This window comes from Prevotella sp. CAG:255 (genome assembly GCF_000431195.1).
In the GTDB taxonomy this organism is placed as follows: domain Bacteria; phylum Bacteroidota; class Bacteroidia; order Bacteroidales; family Bacteroidaceae; genus Prevotella; species Prevotella rara.
In genome coordinates this window covers 49415-67055 of record NZ_HF986802.1, presented here as the reverse complement: position 1 = coordinate 67055, position 17641 = coordinate 49415, and the positions used below count along the sequence as shown (strand labels likewise).

Below are 17641 nucleotides of genomic sequence, written 5' to 3'. Positions count from 1 at the left end.
GGGGCGAAGAGCCGTCGGGACGTGTGAGAGTGTAGATCAGTATGTTTATAACGATATATTTATTTTGTTTTTTATGAACGACAGAAAGTTTTTGAGTGATAACATTAAGGCAGTGATACTTGATTTTGACGGCACCGTGGGCAATTCGCGCGGTCTTATAGTGCGCACAATGCAGCAGACTATAAGGCGGTTGGGGCTGCCGGAGAGGAGTGAAGAAGAGTGTGCGTCGATGATTGGGCTGCCGCTGAAGGAGACATTCACGAGGATTATCGACATGGACGACGCCATGGGCGACCGCTGTGCCGAGGTGTACAGAGAGATATTCAAGGAGAACAACCAGCCGGGAGTGGTGAGCCTGTTTCCTAACGTGCGCGAGACGCTCGACGCAATACACCGCAGTGGCAGGATGATAACGCTGGCGAGCAGCCGCTCGAGGGCGTCGCTGCTGGGCTTTGTGGCCGACATGGAGCTTGGCGGATATATATCCTACGTGCTCGGTGCGGGCGATGTGCCCAACGCCAAGCCTGCACCAGACATGGTGGTCCGCACGATGGAGGACCACGGACTGAGGCCCGACGAGTGTGTCGTGGTGGGCGATACGGCCTTCGACATAGGCATGGCTCATGGCGCCGGCGTATGCGGTGTGGGTGTTACTTACGGCAACGGCAGCCGCAAAGAGCTCGAGGAGTGTGGCGCCGAGTTTGTGATTGATGATTTTTCGCAGCTTTGCGGCATCTTGAACATCAACGGATGATGCCTCGGTGAGGCTGCATGTGGTGTGGTAAACAATAAAACAAGATAAAAGCATCGGCACGTGTCCCTGCGCGGGAGCTATGCCGGTGCTTTTATCTTTGTTCTGAAAATGCGGCTGCTTCGGCTGCCGCTATTATATCTTCTTTAGACATCTGGCGTGGAGTGGCAGTGATGTCCGACAGGTCAAACTCGCTGTCAGCACTGCTTCCGGCCTGCTTTTTCTCTTCAGGTTCAGGTTTTACGTCGCTCACGGGCTCGCTGCTTTTTGCCTTTTCGGGCTGCTTGCTGTCGCCGGCGGTGATGATGAAGTCTTCCTTCTGCTCGATGTCCGGAACCACCACTACGGGTTCTTCCTCCATCTTTGTGCGGTCGGCCTTGGCAGCAAACACGGCGTCGATGAACTGCGGCTTGCGCCTCAGGCTCTGCAGGGTCTGCTTGCTTGCCAGCTGCTGGCTCTCCTTCTTGGAGTATCCCTTGCCCGAACCGCCCTCGAGTCCTTCAACGATGGCCTGATAAACGAATATCGGGTTGTTGTTCTCGTCGCGTTTCTGCTCTATGAGCTTGAAGTCGAGCTTTACGCGGTTCTTCTGGCACCATTCAATGAGCTTGCTCTTGAAGTTGACCTCCTTGTAGGCCACCTTGTCGAGATTGATAAGCTGTGAGAGTATGCGTTTCTTCATGAAGCGCATGCATGCTTCGTATCCGCGGTCGAGATAGATGGCTCCCACGAGTGCCTCGAAGGCGTTTCCGTCCATGTAGCTGTTGTGTGACGAGGAATGTCCGTTTGACATTATGAGCTGGCTGATGCCAATCTCCTGTGCCAGTTTGTTGAGAGTTTCTCGCTGCACAATCTTGCTTCGGGTGTTGGTAAGGAATCCTTCGCGCTTGCCTTCGAAGTGTCTGAACACGATGTCGCCCACAATGGCGTCGAGAATGGCGTCGCCCAGGAACTCAAGCCGCTCGTTGTTGACGGGCCGTCCCTTCTCGTTGCGCTTGGCTATGCTCTTGTGGAGCAGTGCCTGCTTGTAGAGACTGATGTCGTGGGGATAAAAGCCGATGACGTTGAATAAAGAAGAATAAAGCTCCTTTTCCTTGCGGAAAGGGAGCTTCATTTTATCAATAAAGTTGTTAATCATCATATTTCTTGAAGATAACACAGGCATTGTGTCCGCCAAAGCCGAAAGTGTTGCTCATAGCGGCGCGCACGGTGCGCTTCTGTGCCTTGTTGAATGTGAAATTGAGATTATAGTCTATTTCTTCGTCCTTGTCGTCTTCTTCGTGGTTGATTGTAGGCGGTATGATGTCGTTCTGAACAGACAGAACGCTTACCATTGCCTCAACGGCTCCTGCTGCTCCGAGCAGGTGTCCGGTCATTGACTTGGTAGAGCTGATGTTGAGCTTGTAAGCTGCGTCGCCGAATACCTCCTTAATGGCCTTAGCCTCTGAAATGTCGCCCACGTGTGTAGATGTTCCGTGAACGTTGATATAGTCTATGTCCTCCGGTTTCATGCCGGCGTCGTCGAGCGCTGCCTGCATAACGAGCTTTGCTCCGAGTCCTTCGGGGTGAGATGCTGTTATGTGGTATGCGTCTGCGCTTTCGCCTTCGCCCACCATTTCTGCATAAATCTTAGCTCCGCGAGCCTTTGCGTGCTCAAGCTCCTCAAGGATGAGGCATCCTGCGCCTTCGGCCATTACGAATCCGTCGCGGCTTGCGCTGAACGGACGTGATGCCCTCTGCGGGTCGTCGTTGCGTGTAGAAAGGGCGTGCATGGCGTTGAAACCGCCAACTCCGCATCCGCAGATAGCTGCTTCGGCACCTCCGCTCACGATGACGTCAGCCTTGCCCAGACGGATAAGGTTGAAGGCGTCGGCGATGGCGTTGGTTGAAGATGCGCAGGCAGATGTAGTGGCATAGTTGGGGCCGTGGAATCCGTAGTGGATTGATATCTGGCCGGCAGCGATGTCGCTGATCATCTTGGGGATGAAGAACGGGTTGAACTTAGGTCCGTTCTCCTTGTGCAGGGCGTTGTAAGACACTTCGTCCTCGAAGGTCTTGATACCGCCGATGCCTACGCCGAAGATTACTCCGATGCGGTTTTTGTTTACTGTCTCCAGGTCCATGGCGCTGTCTTTAACGGCCTGCATTGCGCTGACCATGGCCAGCTGTGTGTAGCGGTCGAGCTTGCGCGCTTCCTTGCGGTCGATCCAGTCGTTGATGTTGAGGCCTTTCACCTCGCATGCAAACTGGGTCTTGTACATGGAGCTGTCAAACAGCGTAATAGGAGCTGCGCCACTGACTCCGGCCAGCAGGTTGTTCCAAGTTTCCTCGGCTGAAAGACCTACCGGGGTTACAGCGCCCAGTCCTGTTACTACTACTCTTTTTAATTCCATTTAAATAATTATCGGAAATTATTATTTGGTGTTAGCCTCGATGTAGCTGATAGCGTCACCTACAGTGGCAATTGTTTCTGCTTTGTCGTCAGGAATAGAGATGTTGAATTCTTTCTCGAATTCCATGATGAGCTCTACAGTGTCAAGAGAATCTGCACCAAGGTCGTTTGTGAAGCTTGCTTCAGGCTTTACTTCTGTTTCATCAACACCAAGTTTGTCAACGATAATAGCTTTTACTTTTGATTCAATTTCTGACATGATTGTAATGTTTTAAAAATGTTTATAAATAAATTCCAATTCCAAAAATCGGTGCAAAGGAACGAATTTTTATTTAAGTGTGCAAATATTTTTGCAAAAAAAGAGCCCAAAGTTGCACACATGCCGTTATAGTGTGCAAGTTTTGTTGTCTTTTTACACCGTTTTTGTGTTGATTTTGTCGGTTTTGTTGAATTTTGTGCGCACACAGCGGGCATGTTGTATACAGACTGCTTACGGCCCAGTCGGCGGCATGCGGCATAAATGCCTGTATTACAGAGGGTTGCAAAAGGGCACCTTTTAGACGCTAAAAGGTGCCCTTTTGGAGGACGAAATGTGGCCTTTTGGAAGGCAAAAGGTCATGTTTTGCAAGACGGCCCTGCCGGGCGTATGCCAAGGCGGATGGTGGTCGGTCTTCATGCCGGCATGCTGGCGCCGCTTATCTGCATATCGGGTGTTGTGATGCAGCCTGCTTTTTGCTTTATGTCGGGCTTGTTTCCGCTTGATTTTTCGCAGGCATAGAGGCCTTTGTCAGGAAGAAACGGGCGGAAATATGCCGATATAGCACGGAAAGACGGCTGGGGCGTGGATGCACACTACGGATAAAGCCGGATGATGCCTGCTGACAGTTTTCCGTTTATGCTGTGCTGTGTGCATGTGCCGCAGGCATGATTACGCCCTGCCTGCGGGGGCCGACTCGCGCCGCAGCGGATAGTTGCCGCGCAGCTCCTCGAAGCTTTCGGGCGATGCCTTCAGCCGCGAACTGTCGTCGAGCGGATTGTAGAGCTGCAGGCTCAGGTCGTCGGGGTCGGCGGCAGCAACGAAGTCCTGAGGCAGTTCGGGCGGACTTATGATGCACGGCACGCTGATGCCGAAGTGGCGGCATAGGCCGCTTATCACCATGTTGTCGGCGTTAGCCTTGCCGTCGGCGCTGTAGCCTGCTATGTGAGGCGTGGCTATCCATGCCCTGTCCATGAGCCTGAGGCTTATCTGCGGCTCGTGTTCCCAGGTGTCTATCACGGCATCTTTCACCTTATTATATATAAGGGCGTCGAGCAGCGCGTCGTTGTCTACCACGGCTCCTCGGCTCGTGTTTATTATGACAGGCCTGCGCTGCAGCCGACCGAAGAAGTCGGCGTCGGCCATGTGCAGCGTGGGGTGGGGGCCGTCCTTTACGAGCGGCACGTGGAATGTTATCACGTCACACTGCTCCTCGATGTCTTTCATCGCTACAAACGTGCCTGCGTCGCCCCGTTCCTGCCGCGGCGGGTCGCACACGAGCACGCGCATGCCCATGCCGGCTGCCACTTGCGCCACCTTCGACCCTACGTGTCCGCAGCCCACGATGCCTATCGTTGAGTTTTCGGGGCGCATGCCCTTATCTCTTTTGAGCAGTATCAGCACCGAGCGCAGATATTGGGCCACTGAGGCAGAGTTGCATCCCGGACAGCTCATCCATTCTATCCCGGCGCGCTCCAAGTAGGCTGCGTCTATGTGGTCGAAGCCTATGGTGGCCGTTGCCACGAACCTTACGCGGCTGCCGCTGAGCAGCTGCTCGTCGCATCGGGTGCGCGTCCTGACAATCAGGGCGTCGGCGTCGCGCACGTCGCCGGGTCCTATCTCGCTCCCCTTCAGATACACGGCGTCGCCTGTTATGCGGCTTATGGCGTCGCGTATGTAGGGAATCTTGTCGTCAATCACAATTTTCATAATAACAATGATTTATGCTCCGCGGTGCACGCAGCCATAGCGTTGTGCAGCCGCCGGTGTTCAAATACAAGTCCAAAGTTACGAAAAATATTCTGTTTTGTTGGCTGATTAAAAATAATTTATTAGCTTTGCATTTAATATAATAGCGCCGTCAGTGCTCCGGCCGGACATGCCGGCTATGCCTGCGGCACGTCAGCAGAAGTATTAACTAAAACAAGAGCAAATGGCATTTACCGAACTTTGTAACGAGATTTTCAGCCGGGCGATAAACGACTATCACCAGGCCGACGACGTTGACACCAAGGTGAACAACCCCTACGGAGAGGGCACGATAGAGAACAGCCTGTATATGAAGTGCTGGATAGACACCGTGCAGTGGCACCTTGAGGATATCATACGCGACCCGCAGATTGACCCGGCAGAGGCTCTGCTGCTGAAGCGCCGCATAGACCGCAGCAACCAGGACCGCACAGACCTCGTGGAGCAGATAGACAGTTGGCTCAGGGACAAGTATAAGGACGTGAAGGTAATGCCCGACGCACGCATAAACACCGAGAGCCCCGCATGGGCCATCGACCGCCTGTCGATACTCGCGCTGAAGATATACCACATGAAGGAGCAGACAGAGCGCGCCGACGCCGACCCTGAACACCGCGAAAGGTGCAGGGCCAAGCTGGATGTGCTGATGCAGCAGCAGGTTGACCTCGGGACAGCCATCGACCAGCTGCTCGACGACATCGAGGCCGGCAGAAAGTACATGAAGGTTTACAAGCAGATGAAAATGTATAACGACCCGGCCACAAACCCGGTGTTATACGCCAAAAATAATAAATGAGGACAGAGCACATACTCATAATGAGATTCTCGGCCATGGGAGACGTGGCCATGACCGTGCCCGTGGTCTATTCGCTCGCAAGGCAGTATCCCGACGTGAGGATAACCATGCTGAGCAAGCCCTTTGCGCGCCCGTTCTTCGAGCGCATGCCGTCCAACGTGAGCTTCATGGAGGCTGACATCAAGGATGAGTATGACGGAGTGAAAGGGCTCAACGCTCTCTACCGCCGACTCACGGCAAAGAACTTCACCGCCATAGCCGACTTCCACAGCGTGCTGCGCTCCGACTATCTGCGCATGCGCTTCAACATAGACCGCTATAAGGTGGCTCACATCGACAAGCACCGCAGCGGCCGCAGGCAGCTCGTGGCCATGTCGGACAAGAAACTCGTGCAGCAGCCGTCGCCGTTCAGCAACTATGCCGATGTGCTTGCACGCCTGGGCTACCCCATAAAGCTCGACTTCAAGTCGATATTCCCCGAAGGCGGAGGCGACATTGGCCTGCTGCCGGAGAGCATCAGGCGCAGCGGCGAGTTCACGGAGAAGTGGATTGGCATAGCCCCGTTTGCCGCCCACGAGGGCAAAGTGTATCCTCCGCGGCTCATGGAGCAGGTCATAAGGCTCCTGACAGAGCGCCATCCCGACTGCCGCATATTCCTCTTCGGCAAGGGACAGCGCGAGACCGAATACTTTGGTGAGTGGTGCTCAAAATACAAACAGTGTGAAAGCGTGGCCGAAAAGCTCGACGGCATAAGTCTCGAACTTGTTCTGATGAGCCATCTCGACCTCATGATTTCAATGGACAGCGCCAACATGCACATGGCATCGCTTACAGCCACGCCGGTGGTCAGCGTATGGGGCGCAACGCATCCCTTTGCCGGATTCATGGGCTGGGGACAGAGCATGGAGAACGCGGTGCAGATAGATCTGCCCTGCCGGCCATGCAGCATATTCGGAAACAAGCCCTGCATCAGAGGCGACTACTCGTGCCTCAAGAACATTTCGCCCGAACAGATAGCTGCAAGGGCTGAGTTCGTGATGTGCGGCAGAAAATAAACTATCAGTTAATATCTAATTTATTAATTAAAAAGTAAGCATTATGAAAAAGTACATTTGTGACACTTGCGGTTATGTATATGACCCCGAAGTAGGCGATCCTGATAACGGCATACAGCCCGGAACAGCATTTGAGGACCTTCCAGAAGATTGGGTTTGCCCTCTATGCGGAGTTGGTAAGGACGAATTCTCAGTAGAAGAAGACGATTAATTCACAGTCGGATATAAAAAGCGCGGAAAGCATCTGTTAAGGCTTTCCGCGCTTTTTTTGTTTCAAGACACGGCCCCGGCGGCAGCAGAAGCGTTGCCTCAAGGCTCTTGCAGGTCAGACAAAGTTGAAAAAATAGCTGAGCATACATGCTGCAACGACGAACGCTGCAAGCAGGCACATTACCGCAAACACGATCTTAGACATTCTCTTGCGGTTCTTGGCGGCCATCAGACTCTTTTTCTTAAATACCTCCGATTCGTCTGTGTGGTCATAGTCTTGTCTTTTGTTTCTTCCCATTTCTTTTATTAATTATTATTTTTTATTACATGCTATGTCATCTTATAAAACTTGCCGGCATTCCGGCCGTAATTCAGGATATGTCATGATAGCGATTTCATTATGCTAAATCTTATTGCACAGACAATCCTTGCACAGAATATCCTAAAATCGTTTCTGTGTAATTAAAATAATAGTCAATATGCAGGAGGTTGTTTGTTATAGGCCAACGCCTATTTTCATTTCATTCAGATAATTTCGGGCTGCAAAATTATCATTTTTCTTTGGAATAATGAATAATAACGTCATTTTTTAAGTATCTTTGCGGTAAAGAAATAAAAAAACAGTTGTTTTATGGATAAATTATTGCTTTTAGTCCTGTCTTTTTTACTTTTTCAGTCTCCGCTTGAAGCACAGACAGCCCGTGATGAGATAAGAAACAATGTGTGTCTTTCGGCCAGCAACTATCTGGCTTATCCCGGTCCGTCTCAGAAAAAGCTGACGCCCGCCCCAAAAGGTTACAGTCCTTTCTATATAAGTCATTACGGCCGCCACGGCTCGCGCTATCTGATAAGTCCTGACGACTATGATGTCCCGGTGCGTGTCCTTGCCCGTGCCGACAGCCTCGGAAAGCTTACGCCGCTCGGAAAGGATGTGCTCAGACGCGTGACGATGCTCCGCGACGAGGCAGCAGGCCGCCTGGGAGAGCTCACCGAGCTTGGAGCTGAGCAGCACAGGCAGATAGCCCGCCGCATGTATGAGCGCTTTCCCGAGGTGTTCAAGGGCAATGTCGTGGTAGATGCAAAGAGCACCGTGGTGATACGTTGCATCCTGTCGATGGAGAACGAGATGCAGCAGCTGCTCCTGATGAACCCCAAACTGACGATAAAGCACGACGCGAGCATGCACGACATGTATTACATGAACCAGAGCGACCCTGCGCTTTATGCGCAGAAGATGCCCCGCCGCGCCGAAGTTATGTGGAAAGAATATTGCAGCCGCCGCGTAAATCCTGAGCGGCTGATGCTAAGTCTGTTCAGCGACAGCAGCTATGTTAGGTATGAAGTGGACGCTTCTGACCTCAACTATAAGCTCTTCTCGCTGGCATCAAACCTGCAGAGCTCGGAGCTCCGCCACAAGATTACGCTCTACGACATATTCACCGACGACGAACTTTACGCCAACTGGCAGATGGAGAACACGTGGTGGTATATCAACTACGGCGCATGTCCGCTCAACGGAGCCACTCAGCCCTTCTCGCAGCGCAACCTCCTGCGCAACATAATACATCAGGCCGACAGCTGCATAGCCCTCGACAGGCCCGGTGCAACGCTGCGTTTTGGTCACGAGACGATGGTGCTGCCGCTGACATGTCTGCTCGGCATCAACGGTTACGACAGTCAGATATCAAGTCTCGACAGTCTTGAGAGCAAGGGATGGATCAACTATAAGGTGTTCCCGATGGGCGCAAACATACAGCTGGTGTTCTATCGCCGCAGCCGCAACGACAATGACGTGCTCGTAAAGGTGCTGCTCAACGAGAACGAGGCAACGCTCCCCGTAGAGACCGACTGCGCGCCTTATTATCGCTGGAGCGACTTTAAGAAATACTATCTTGACAAGCTCGACACGTATAAGAATTAGTGGCTGTGATGCAATATGTGCCCTTTCAGGTTGCAAAAGGCCACCTTTTAGCTCCTGATATGCCACCTTTTAGAACCTAAAAGACGGCATATTGCAAGTGTTTGGATAACAGCGTGTTACGCAGGCCTTGGCAGACTGCCCCGTATGGCCGTGTGGCAGGTTGTGATAAGCGCAGCCGGCACACCGCTTATGGTGAGCAGAACCTTTTGGGGCCGTAAGGAAAAATATTCAGTATTAATTACTCTTCTTCACGGAAAAATATTAATTTTGCAGCGTTATGGCACAAAATCTCATTCAGACACAGGCGCAGAAACAGGTTCAGACACAGCGCCTCACTCAGCAGCAGATGCTCGTGGTGCATCTGCTTGAAATGCCGTTGACAGAACTGGAGCACAGCGTGGCGGCCGAGATTGACGACAATCCAGCCCTTGAAGTTGCCGGGCCAGACGACGTTCAGCCTGCCGACGACATGCATGAGAGCGTTTCCGGTTCAGACGAAGACGACGACTTTGACACCGTCAACGAGCGTGAGGAGCGCGAGTCGGCGCTCGACCAGGCCCTTTCGGGCATCGGAATGGACGACGAGATGCCTGAGGCCGCGCAGTATGTGGCAAGCAACAACCAGAATGCTGACTATGAGGAGATAACCTACGGCGACCAGGTGTCGTTCTACGACAGGCTCAAGGAGCAGATGGTAGACGTGGAGCTTACGCCCCGCGAGCACGAGATTATGGAGTATCTCATCGGTTCGCTCGACGGCGACGGACTTCTGCGCAAGGACATTGCCACGCTGAGCGACGAGCTGGCCATATACCATAACATAGATGCAAGCGAGCATGAGATAGAGCATGTGCTGCATGTGCTGCAGACGTTCGACCCCGCCGGCATAGGCGCACGCAACCTGCGCGAGTGTCTCCTGCTGCAGATAAGGCGCAGGGACAAGTCGGAGATGCGCTCGATGATGGAGCGTGTGATAACAGAATGCTTCGACGAGTTCATGAACAAGCGCTGGGACAAGATAGCATCGCAGCTCGGCATCGACACCGACACCGTGAAGACGGTTCACAACGAACTGCTGAAGCTCAACCCGAAGCCAGGCTCTTCGCTCGGCGAGACCGAGGGACGCAACATCCAGCAGATAACTCCCGACTTTATAGTAGACACGGCCGACGACGGCACTGTGTCGTTCTATATCAACAGCGGCAACGTGCCCGACCTCTATGTGTCAGACTCCTTCACCGACATGGTGAAGAGTTACCAGAAGAACAAGAGCAAGATGAGCCGCAGCGAGAAGGAGGCCCTGCTCTACGCCAAGGAGAAGGTGGAGCGCGCCCAGGGCTTTATCGACGCCATAAAGCAGCGCCGCCACACTCTGTATGTAACGATGAAGGCCATAATAGACATACAGAAGGCATACTTTCAGGACGGCGACGAGAGCGACCTGAAGCCCATGATACTCAAGGATGTGGCCGACAAGACAGGCCTCGACATATCCACCATATCGCGCGTAAGCAACATGAAGTATGCCCAGACACGCTGGGGCACGTTCAAGCTGCGCCACTTCTTCAGCGACAGCGTTAAGACAGAGAGCGGAGAGGAGATGTCGACGCGCAAGATAAAGGCCGCCCTTAAGGACATAATTGACAACGAAGACAAGCGCCGCCCGCTAAGCGACGACGCCATAAAGGATAAGATGAACGAGAGCGGATACCCCGTGGCACGCCGCACGATAGCAAAATATCGCGAGCAGCTGGGCATCCCCGTCGCCCGACTAAGAAAGAAATGAAAGAGAAAGAGATTATTTTCACGGCCAAGGTGCTGAGCGTTCTGTTCACGCCTTTCTATCTTCCGATATTAGGCCTTTTGATTCTTTTCATCTTCAGTTACCTCAGCCTGTTGCCCCTGACCTACAAGCTGTTCCTGCTGTTGATGTTCTATCTGTTCACGGTATTTCTTCCTACGGCCCTTATCCGTTTCTACCGGCGCTATCAGGGCTGGACGCTCATAGAGCTGGGCAGCCGCGAGAGGCGCGCCATTCCTTATGTGATATCCATTTTTTCTTATCTTCTGTGCTATTACATAATGGCTGCCACCCATGTGCCCCACTTCATGGGGAGCATCCTTATAGCAGCCCTTGTGATACAGGTGGCCTGCGCCATCATAAATCTTTTCATCAAGATATCCACCCATACGGCAGCCATCGGCGGCGTTACCGGTGCGTTGCTGGCTTTTTCAGTTATATTTTCGTTCAATCCGGTGTGGTGGCTCTGCATTGTGCTGCTGCTTGCCGGCATGGTAGGCACGAACCGCATGATTCTGCGTCAGCATTCTCTGCGCCAGGTTGTGCTGGGCTATTTGGCAGGCGTGGCATGCTCGTTTGTGTCTGTGCTGCTGTTCTGAGCAGTGCGTCTTTGTGCCTGCGGCTCTCTGTGTTGTGGCCGCAAGCCGCAAAAGTTTCGACCAGATAATGTATATTTAAAATAAAACAAGCTTAATATGAAACCATTAGTAAGTATCATCATGGGCAGCACGAGCGACCTGCCCGTTATGGAGAAGGCATGTAAGTTTCTCGACGAGATGCACATCCCGTTTGAGGTTAACGCCCTGTCGGCCCACCGCACGCCCGACGCTGTTGAGGCTTTTGCCAAAGGAGCCAAGGAGCGCGGCATCAAGGTGATAATAGCCGGAGCCGGAATGGCTGCCGCCCTGCCGGGCGTTATAGCAGCGTCTACCACTCTGCCGGTTATCGGAGTGCCCATCAAGGGTATGCTCGACGGTCTCGACGCCATGCTTAGCATCATACAGATGCCCCCGGGAATACCTGTTGCTACGGTTGGCGTAAACGGCGCAATGAACGCTGCCATACTGGCCGTAGAGATGATTGCGCTGGCCGACGAAGAGGTTGCCGCACGCCTTGCTGACTATAAGGCAGGACTGGGAGCCAAAATCGAGAAGGCCAACAAAGACCTCGCCGAGGTGAAGTATGAGTATAAGACAAATTGATTTATAATTCAGGAGTTAAAGTAGTTAAAGAAGTTATCGCTCACGGCGTGAGCTGAGTAGTTAAAGTCAAATGCCTTGTCTGTTATGGCAGGCAAAGTTAGTGCATGTCATTTCTGTGCTTTGCTTAGTGGAAATCTGTGTAGGCAAACATTGCTATGCAGCATTCTGAGATATATGACAGTTAAGATGTTTCTCTTTAACGGCCCTGCTTTAGTGCAGGACGACAGGCGTTGACGAAGACATCATCATGACATATGACTTTAACTACTTAGCTCACGCCGTGAGCGATAACTTCTTTAACTACTTTAACTCCTAAAAAAGTACAAGTCATGGACATCTTTAATTACACCCGAAGGGATAGTTCGGTTGTCAATGTGGGCGCAACTCCGCTGGGAGGAGACAATCCGGTGAGGATACAGTCGATGACAACCACGTCGACCAACGACACCGAGGGAAGCGTGGAGCAGGCCATACGCATAATTGAAGCCGGAGGAGAGTATGTGAGACTCACCACACAGGGCGTGCGCGAGGCCGAAAACCTGAAGAACATCAATGCCGGACTGAGGAGCAGGGGATATAACACTCCGCTCGTGGCCGACGTCCACTTTAATCCTCACGTGGCCGATGTGGCCGCGCTGTATGCCGAGAAGGTGAGGATAAATCCGGGCAACTATGTCGACCCGGCGCGCACGTTCAAGAAACTTGAATATACCGACGAGGAATATGCCGCAGAGCTGCAGAAGATAGAAAAGCAGTTTGTGCCCTTCCTCAACATCTGCCGCGAGAACCACACGGCCATACGCATAGGCGTAAACCACGGTTCGCTCTCCGACCGCATAATGAGCCGCTACGGCGACACACCTGCCGGAATAGTGGAGAGCTGCATGGAGTTTCTGCGCATATGCAAGCGTGAAAACTTCACGGATGTGGTAATCTCGATAAAGGCCAGCAACACGGTTGTCATGGTGCAGTCGGTTCGCCTGCTCGTCGAGGCTATGGACAAGGAAGGCATGAAGTATCCCTTGCACCTCGGAGTAACCGAGGCGGGCGAGGGCGAAGACGGCCGCATAAAGAGTGCCGTGGGCATCGGAGCGCTGCTGTCTGACGGCATTGGCGACACCATACGCGTGTCGCTGAGCGAGGAGCCAGAGGCTGAGATACCCGTGGCGCGCCACCTTGTAGACTATGTCGGCAAGAAACAGGGCCACATGCTCATACCGGGCAAGGCCTTTGAAGGCTTCTGCTGGACATCGCCCGAGCGCCGCAAGACACGTGCCGTGATGAACATCGGAGGCGACAACGTGCCCGTTGTGATATCATCGCGCCTCGGCAGCGACGCCGCTCCGGCTGATGCTGCAGGCAAGGACATGACGCCCGACTATATATACACAGGTCAGACTCTGCCCGCAGAGTGCGTTGCCGGACAGCGCTACATCGTAGACTTCGGCGTGTATGCTGACCTCGAAGACAAGACCGGCGTATATCCCATATTTCCATATAACGCCGTGCCGCTGATATCTTCAGTGGACGCGCCGCTGAAATTCCTTGTACTCCAGTTTGGCGTCGACACCGACGAATACACAGCCTGCCTCAAGTCGCACCCCGAAGTGGTGGTGATATGCGTCAGCAACCATCAGAACCGCCTCGGCGAGCAGCGCGCCCTGCTGCACGACATGATGTCGGCAGGACTCACCAATCCCGTTGTATTCTGCCAGATGTACCGCCACTCGCAGGACGAGAAGGGTGACTTCCAGCTTGAGGCGGCAGCCGACATGGGCGCGCTGATGTTCGACGGACTGACCGACGGACTGTGGCTCATGAACGACGGCACGCTCTCGGCAGCCGACATCGACGCCACGGCGTTCGGCATACTGCAGGCTGCACGACTGAGAACGTCGAAGACCGAATATATCAGCTGTCCCGGATGCGGCCGCACACTCTACGACCTACGTTCTACGATAGCCCGCATCAAGGAGGCCACCAAGGACATGAAGGGCCTCAAGATAGGCATAATGGGCTGCATAGTGAACGGTCCGGGCGAGATGGCCGACGCCGACTACGGATATGTGGGCGCCGGACGCGGCAAGATATCGCTCTACCGCAGAAAGGAATGCGTGGAGAAGAACATACCCGAGGCCGAAGCCGTTGACAAGCTGCTGAAGCTCATCGAGAGCGACCGCGCAGCCAACGCAGCCGGCTGAAAGCCGCTATAGCTGCTCACGTATTAAGCTGGTCCGAAGGCTTCAGGCGCATCATTTAGGTCAGGTTTGAGCCCCGTCATGAAGCCAGTCGGCAAAGCCTTCGTAACATACTGATATTCAACGCATTGCAAAAGGCCGTCTTTTACACGCTAAAAGACGGCCTTTTACGTGCCGAAAGCATACCTTTTGCAAGGCGAAAGGTATGCTTTCGCAAAACGCCTCCTCGCGTGCCGCTCCGCCGTGCCTGCCTGTCGGCAGTTTGTGCCGTTATAACCGATGATATGGTCTATAATTCAGACCGACCGCCATAAAACACTCCTGAAAGACAAATAATTAGCGCTAAAATTAGAATTTTATATAAAATATATTTACCTTTGCAATCAAATATAAATATATATGAAAACAGAATTAAATTATCTTGACAGGAACGAATTTAATTTCGAGCCTTCTCAAGAGGTAAAGGACGCAATTAAGAATTTTGATCTTAACAAGCTCTGTTTTTACACACGTATCTATGATCAGGGGAAGAAGAGCATATTCTCGGTATTCCTTTCAGAACAATACAGCATCGACGAGAAGCAGATTGTGCTGGGCTACGGCGCAGAGGACCTGCTGAAGATGGCCGTTCACTACTTCCTTACGGGCAGCGACGGCAACAAGACCATGCTGATACCCAAGTTTTCGTGGTGGTATTACAAGTCGATAGCCGACGAGGTTGACGGCCGCACGCTGCAATATCCTGTGTATGAGACCGAAGACTCGTTTGCATACGACTTCGACGGGCTGCGCCGCATGATAGCTGAGGAGAACCCGAAGATACTGCTCGTGGCGTCGCCCAACAATCCTACGGGCAACGGACTCACGCCTGATGAGCTCGAGCAGCTGGTGGGCATGGTGCCTGCCACTACCGTTGTGCTCGTCGACGAGGCCTATGCGTCGTATGTAACCGAAGACATATCTTACATAAGAAACCTCATAGCAAAATATCCCAACATAATATTCTGCCGCACGCTGTCTAAGTTCTACGGACTGCCGGGCCTGCGCCTTGGCTTCGGGTTCATAGGCAAGGGCGAGACGATGGAGCGCTTCAGCCGCTATGCCAACAAGTATCTGGGATACGACCGCCTGTCGGAGGAGATCGGCATTGCCGCCCTTAAGTCGGACGCCCACTACCGCGAGATAGCCCGCGTGATGGACGAGGCGCGCCGCATGTACACCGACGAGATAGGCTCTCTGCCCGGATTCAAGGTGTATAAGTCGATGGCGAACTTCATCCTCATTAAATATCCTATCGAACTGAAGGCCGCCCTGCAGCAGGAATTTGAAGGACAGAGATATAAGCCTGCAGCAGGAATTTGCCGGACAGAGCTATAAGGTGAAGTTTATGGACGAGCCTGACATCAACTCGCACATGCGAATAACCCTCGGACGCAGGGAGCAGAACCGCATGGTGGCCGACATAATACTAAAAGTTGCAAAGCGATGATAGCCGTAATATTAGCCGCCGGAATGGCGTCGCGGCTGCGTCCGCTCACAGACGACCGCCCGAAGTGCCTGCTGCGCGTTGGCAGCAAGTGCATACTGCAGCGCACGGTAGACAGTCTTGTGGCTGCCGGAATAAGGCAGATAGTGGTGGTTACGGGCTATCGCGGAGGCATGATACGCCTGTTTCTCGAGGGCAACTATCCCGACATCGACTTCCACTTCATTGAGAACGCCGACTTCAAGACCACCAACAACATATATTCTCTGTGGCTCACAAAGCCCTATGTCGCCAGACGCGAGTTTATGCTGCTCGACAGCGACATCCTCTTCGACGGCCGCATAGTGGAGCGTGTGCTTGCAGCGCCCGACACAACCCTTGCGCTCAACAGCCACAAGCTGGGCGAGGAAGAGATTAAGGTGATAACCGACGAAGACGGAAAGGTGAGCGAGATAAGCAAGACATGCAGCATAGACAAGGCCATAGGCGAGTCTATCGGCATAGAGAAGATATGCGCCGACTATTCAGAGGCGCTGTTCAGCGAGCTCGACCGCATGATTGAGGGCGAGCATCTTGTGGACATATTCTATGAGAGAGCCTTCGAGCGGCTCATCCCGCAGGGCCACAAGTTCAGCGTGGTGGACACCTCCGACCTCTTCTCTATAGAGCTCGACACCGTTGAAGACTTTAATCAGGCTTCACAACTGATACCCAGTGAGCTGTTCTGACACATGCCGTCAGAAGGCCGACAATCATCATACATAAAACAAAAAGCTGTTATGGCTGAATACAACATACGTGAGCTGCAGCTCAGAATACTCGAAACGCTAAAGGCTGTAGACAACGTCTGCCGCGAGCACAACCTGCGCTACTACATCTGGGCAGGCACAATGATAGGGGCGGTGAGGCACAAGGGCTTCATTCCCTGGGACGACGACCTCGACATTGCCATGCCTCGCCCTGACTCCCCCCGCCTCATTGAGCATGCCGCAGAGTGGCTGCCTAAGCCCTATGAGATGGTCTGCGCCGAGAACGACGGCGTCTATCCGCTGCCGTTTGCCAAGATTCAGGATGCCGACACCACGCTCATAGAGCGCATGCACCTTAAGTATCTGGGCGGCATTTATCTCGACGTGTTCCCCATCGACGGAGTGCCCGAGGGCGCAGTGGCACGCAAGCTCCACTTCGCACGCTACGAATATTACAAGCGAGTGCTCTATCTGCTCTTCCGCGACCCCTACAAGCACGGCCACGGACCAAGTTCGTGGGTGCCCCTGCTGTGCCGCCGCATGTACACGCTTGCTGAAGTTCAGCAGCGCATCAGCCGCCTGCTCCACCGCTACAGCTACGACAAATGTCGCCTTGTGGCCGACTACGACGACGGCTCAAAGGGCGCAATGGACAAGAAGATACTGGGAACGCCGGTGCCATACACCTTTGAAGATACCAAGGTGATGGGCGTGGCAGACTATGACACATATCTGTCTAACAAGTATGGCGACTACATGACTATACCAAAACACAACGCCCAGCGCCAGCACAACTTCCATTATCTCGACCTGAATCATCCTTACAGAGAGTTCAAGCAATGACAAATACAGAGCAGGACGGCAGCCGCCGTCCTGCTTTTTTATTGTTCCTGCCTGTCTTTTAAGTTCGTCTTATTCTGCTTTAATCCGTATTTTATTCTGCCTTAATCTGAATTCCATTTTGTCTTAATCCACCTTCCATCTTGTCTTAATCCGTCTTCCGTTCAGCCTTCTCTGTCTTGCGCGTCATCGTTAGCCGTCCCTTTAATTTGCCGTTATCTTCATTTCCTTTTTA

Annotated in this window: 16 protein-coding genes and 1 pseudogene; 12 read left to right on the top strand and 5 right to left on the bottom strand. The window is 53.0% G+C overall.

From position 1 onward, the window contains the following. Window positions 1–91 precede the first annotated feature (91 nt). Window positions 92–754: an HAD family hydrolase gene (locus tag QVO66_RS05875; RefSeq protein ID WP_288172660.1), complete on the top strand. Its 663-nt coding sequence runs from the start codon at window positions 92–94 to the stop codon at window positions 752–754. Between the two features lie 91 nt (window positions 755–845). Here the strand turns inward: QVO66_RS05875 and rnc are convergent, their stop codons facing one another. The 4 genes from rnc to pdxB form a co-directional block, all read right to left on the bottom strand. Beyond that, window positions 846–1889, bottom strand: coding sequence for a ribonuclease III (gene rnc, locus QVO66_RS05870; protein ID WP_053397666.1), 1044 nt, complete (start codon window positions 1887–1889; stop codon window positions 846–848). Beyond that, window positions 1882–3144 carry a beta-ketoacyl-ACP synthase II gene (fabF, locus tag QVO66_RS05865; RefSeq protein ID WP_021854496.1) on the bottom strand — a complete coding sequence of 421 codons (1263 nt, stop codon included), beginning with the start codon at window positions 3142–3144 and terminating at the stop codon, window positions 1882–1884. Before fabF ends, rnc begins: the two co-directional genes overlap by 8 nt. A 21-nt stretch (window positions 3145–3165) precedes the next feature. Further along, a complete protein-coding gene (locus QVO66_RS05860; RefSeq protein ID WP_021854495.1) occupies window positions 3166–3402 on the bottom strand; it encodes an acyl carrier protein in 237 nt (78 codons plus the stop codon). A gap of 669 nt (window positions 3403–4071) precedes the next feature. Beyond that, window positions 4072–5109, bottom strand: coding sequence for a 4-phosphoerythronate dehydrogenase PdxB (gene pdxB / locus QVO66_RS05855; protein ID WP_021854494.1), 1038 nt, complete (start codon window positions 5107–5109; stop codon window positions 4072–4074). A 223-nt stretch (window positions 5110–5332) separates the two neighbouring features. Here pdxB and QVO66_RS05850 point away from each other — a divergent pair, with 223 nt between their 5' ends. The 3 genes from QVO66_RS05850 to rd are packed head-to-tail and all read left to right on the top strand — an operon-like array spanning window position 5333 to window position 7210. Further along, the gene (locus QVO66_RS05850; RefSeq protein ID WP_021854492.1) at window positions 5333–5944 is read left to right on the top strand and encodes a DUF4254 domain-containing protein; all 612 of its coding nucleotides are present in this window, start codon (window positions 5333–5335) and stop codon (window positions 5942–5944) included. Then, complete coding sequence (locus QVO66_RS05845; protein WP_021854491.1) at window positions 5941–6999, top strand: glycosyltransferase family 9 protein; 1059 nt, start codon at window positions 5941–5943, stop codon at window positions 6997–6999. The genes QVO66_RS05850 and QVO66_RS05845 overlap by 4 nt, the downstream gene beginning before the upstream one ends. Before the next feature lie 43 nt (window positions 7000–7042). Beyond that, a complete protein-coding gene (rd, locus tag QVO66_RS05840) occupies window positions 7043–7210 on the top strand; it encodes a rubredoxin (RefSeq protein ID WP_021854490.1) in 168 nt (55 codons plus the stop codon). A 114-nt stretch (window positions 7211–7324) separates the two neighbouring features. Here the strand turns inward: rd and QVO66_RS05835 are convergent, their stop codons facing one another. Beyond that, complete coding sequence (locus QVO66_RS05835; protein ID WP_021854489.1) at window positions 7325–7507, bottom strand: hypothetical protein; 183 nt, start codon at window positions 7505–7507, stop codon at window positions 7325–7327. 333 nt (window positions 7508–7840) lie between these two features. Between QVO66_RS05835 and QVO66_RS05830 the strand changes: the two genes are divergently transcribed. From QVO66_RS05830 to QVO66_RS05795, 8 genes and pseudogenes are all read left to right on the top strand, one after another. Continuing rightward, a complete protein-coding gene (locus QVO66_RS05830) occupies window positions 7841–9130 on the top strand; it encodes a histidine-type phosphatase (RefSeq protein ID WP_021854488.1) in 1290 nt (429 codons plus the stop codon). Between the two features lie 277 nt (window positions 9131–9407). Further along, the gene (rpoN, locus tag QVO66_RS05825) at window positions 9408–10916 is read left to right on the top strand and encodes an RNA polymerase factor sigma-54 (RefSeq protein WP_021854487.1); all 1509 of its coding nucleotides are present in this window, start codon (window positions 9408–9410) and stop codon (window positions 10914–10916) included. Further along, window positions 10913–11530 (top strand): phosphatase PAP2 family protein, encoded by a 618-nt coding sequence (locus QVO66_RS05820; RefSeq protein ID WP_021854486.1) that lies wholly within the window; start codon window positions 10913–10915, stop codon window positions 11528–11530. Before rpoN ends, QVO66_RS05820 begins: the two co-directional genes overlap by 4 nt. Window positions 11531–11626: 96 nt before the next feature. Further along, window positions 11627–12133 (top strand): 5-(carboxyamino)imidazole ribonucleotide mutase, encoded by a 507-nt coding sequence (gene purE, locus QVO66_RS05815; RefSeq protein ID WP_021854485.1) that lies wholly within the window; start codon window positions 11627–11629, stop codon window positions 12131–12133. 329 nt (window positions 12134–12462) lie between these two features. Next, window positions 12463–14334, top strand: a complete 1872-nt coding sequence (locus QVO66_RS05810; RefSeq protein ID WP_021854484.1) for a 4-hydroxy-3-methylbut-2-en-1-yl diphosphate synthase — start codon at window positions 12463–12465, stop codon at window positions 14332–14334. Between the two features lie 396 nt (window positions 14335–14730). After that, window positions 14731–15820: pseudogene (locus QVO66_RS05805) on the top strand (pyridoxal phosphate-dependent aminotransferase). Then, a complete protein-coding gene (locus QVO66_RS05800) occupies window positions 15817–16545 on the top strand; it encodes a phosphocholine cytidylyltransferase family protein (protein ID WP_021854482.1) in 729 nt (242 codons plus the stop codon). Before QVO66_RS05805 ends, QVO66_RS05800 begins: the two are co-directional and overlap by 4 nt. A gap of 51 nt (window positions 16546–16596) precedes the next feature. Continuing rightward, a complete protein-coding gene (locus QVO66_RS05795; RefSeq protein ID WP_021854481.1) occupies window positions 16597–17409 on the top strand; it encodes a LicD family protein in 813 nt (270 codons plus the stop codon). Window positions 17410–17641: the final 232 nt, after the last annotated feature.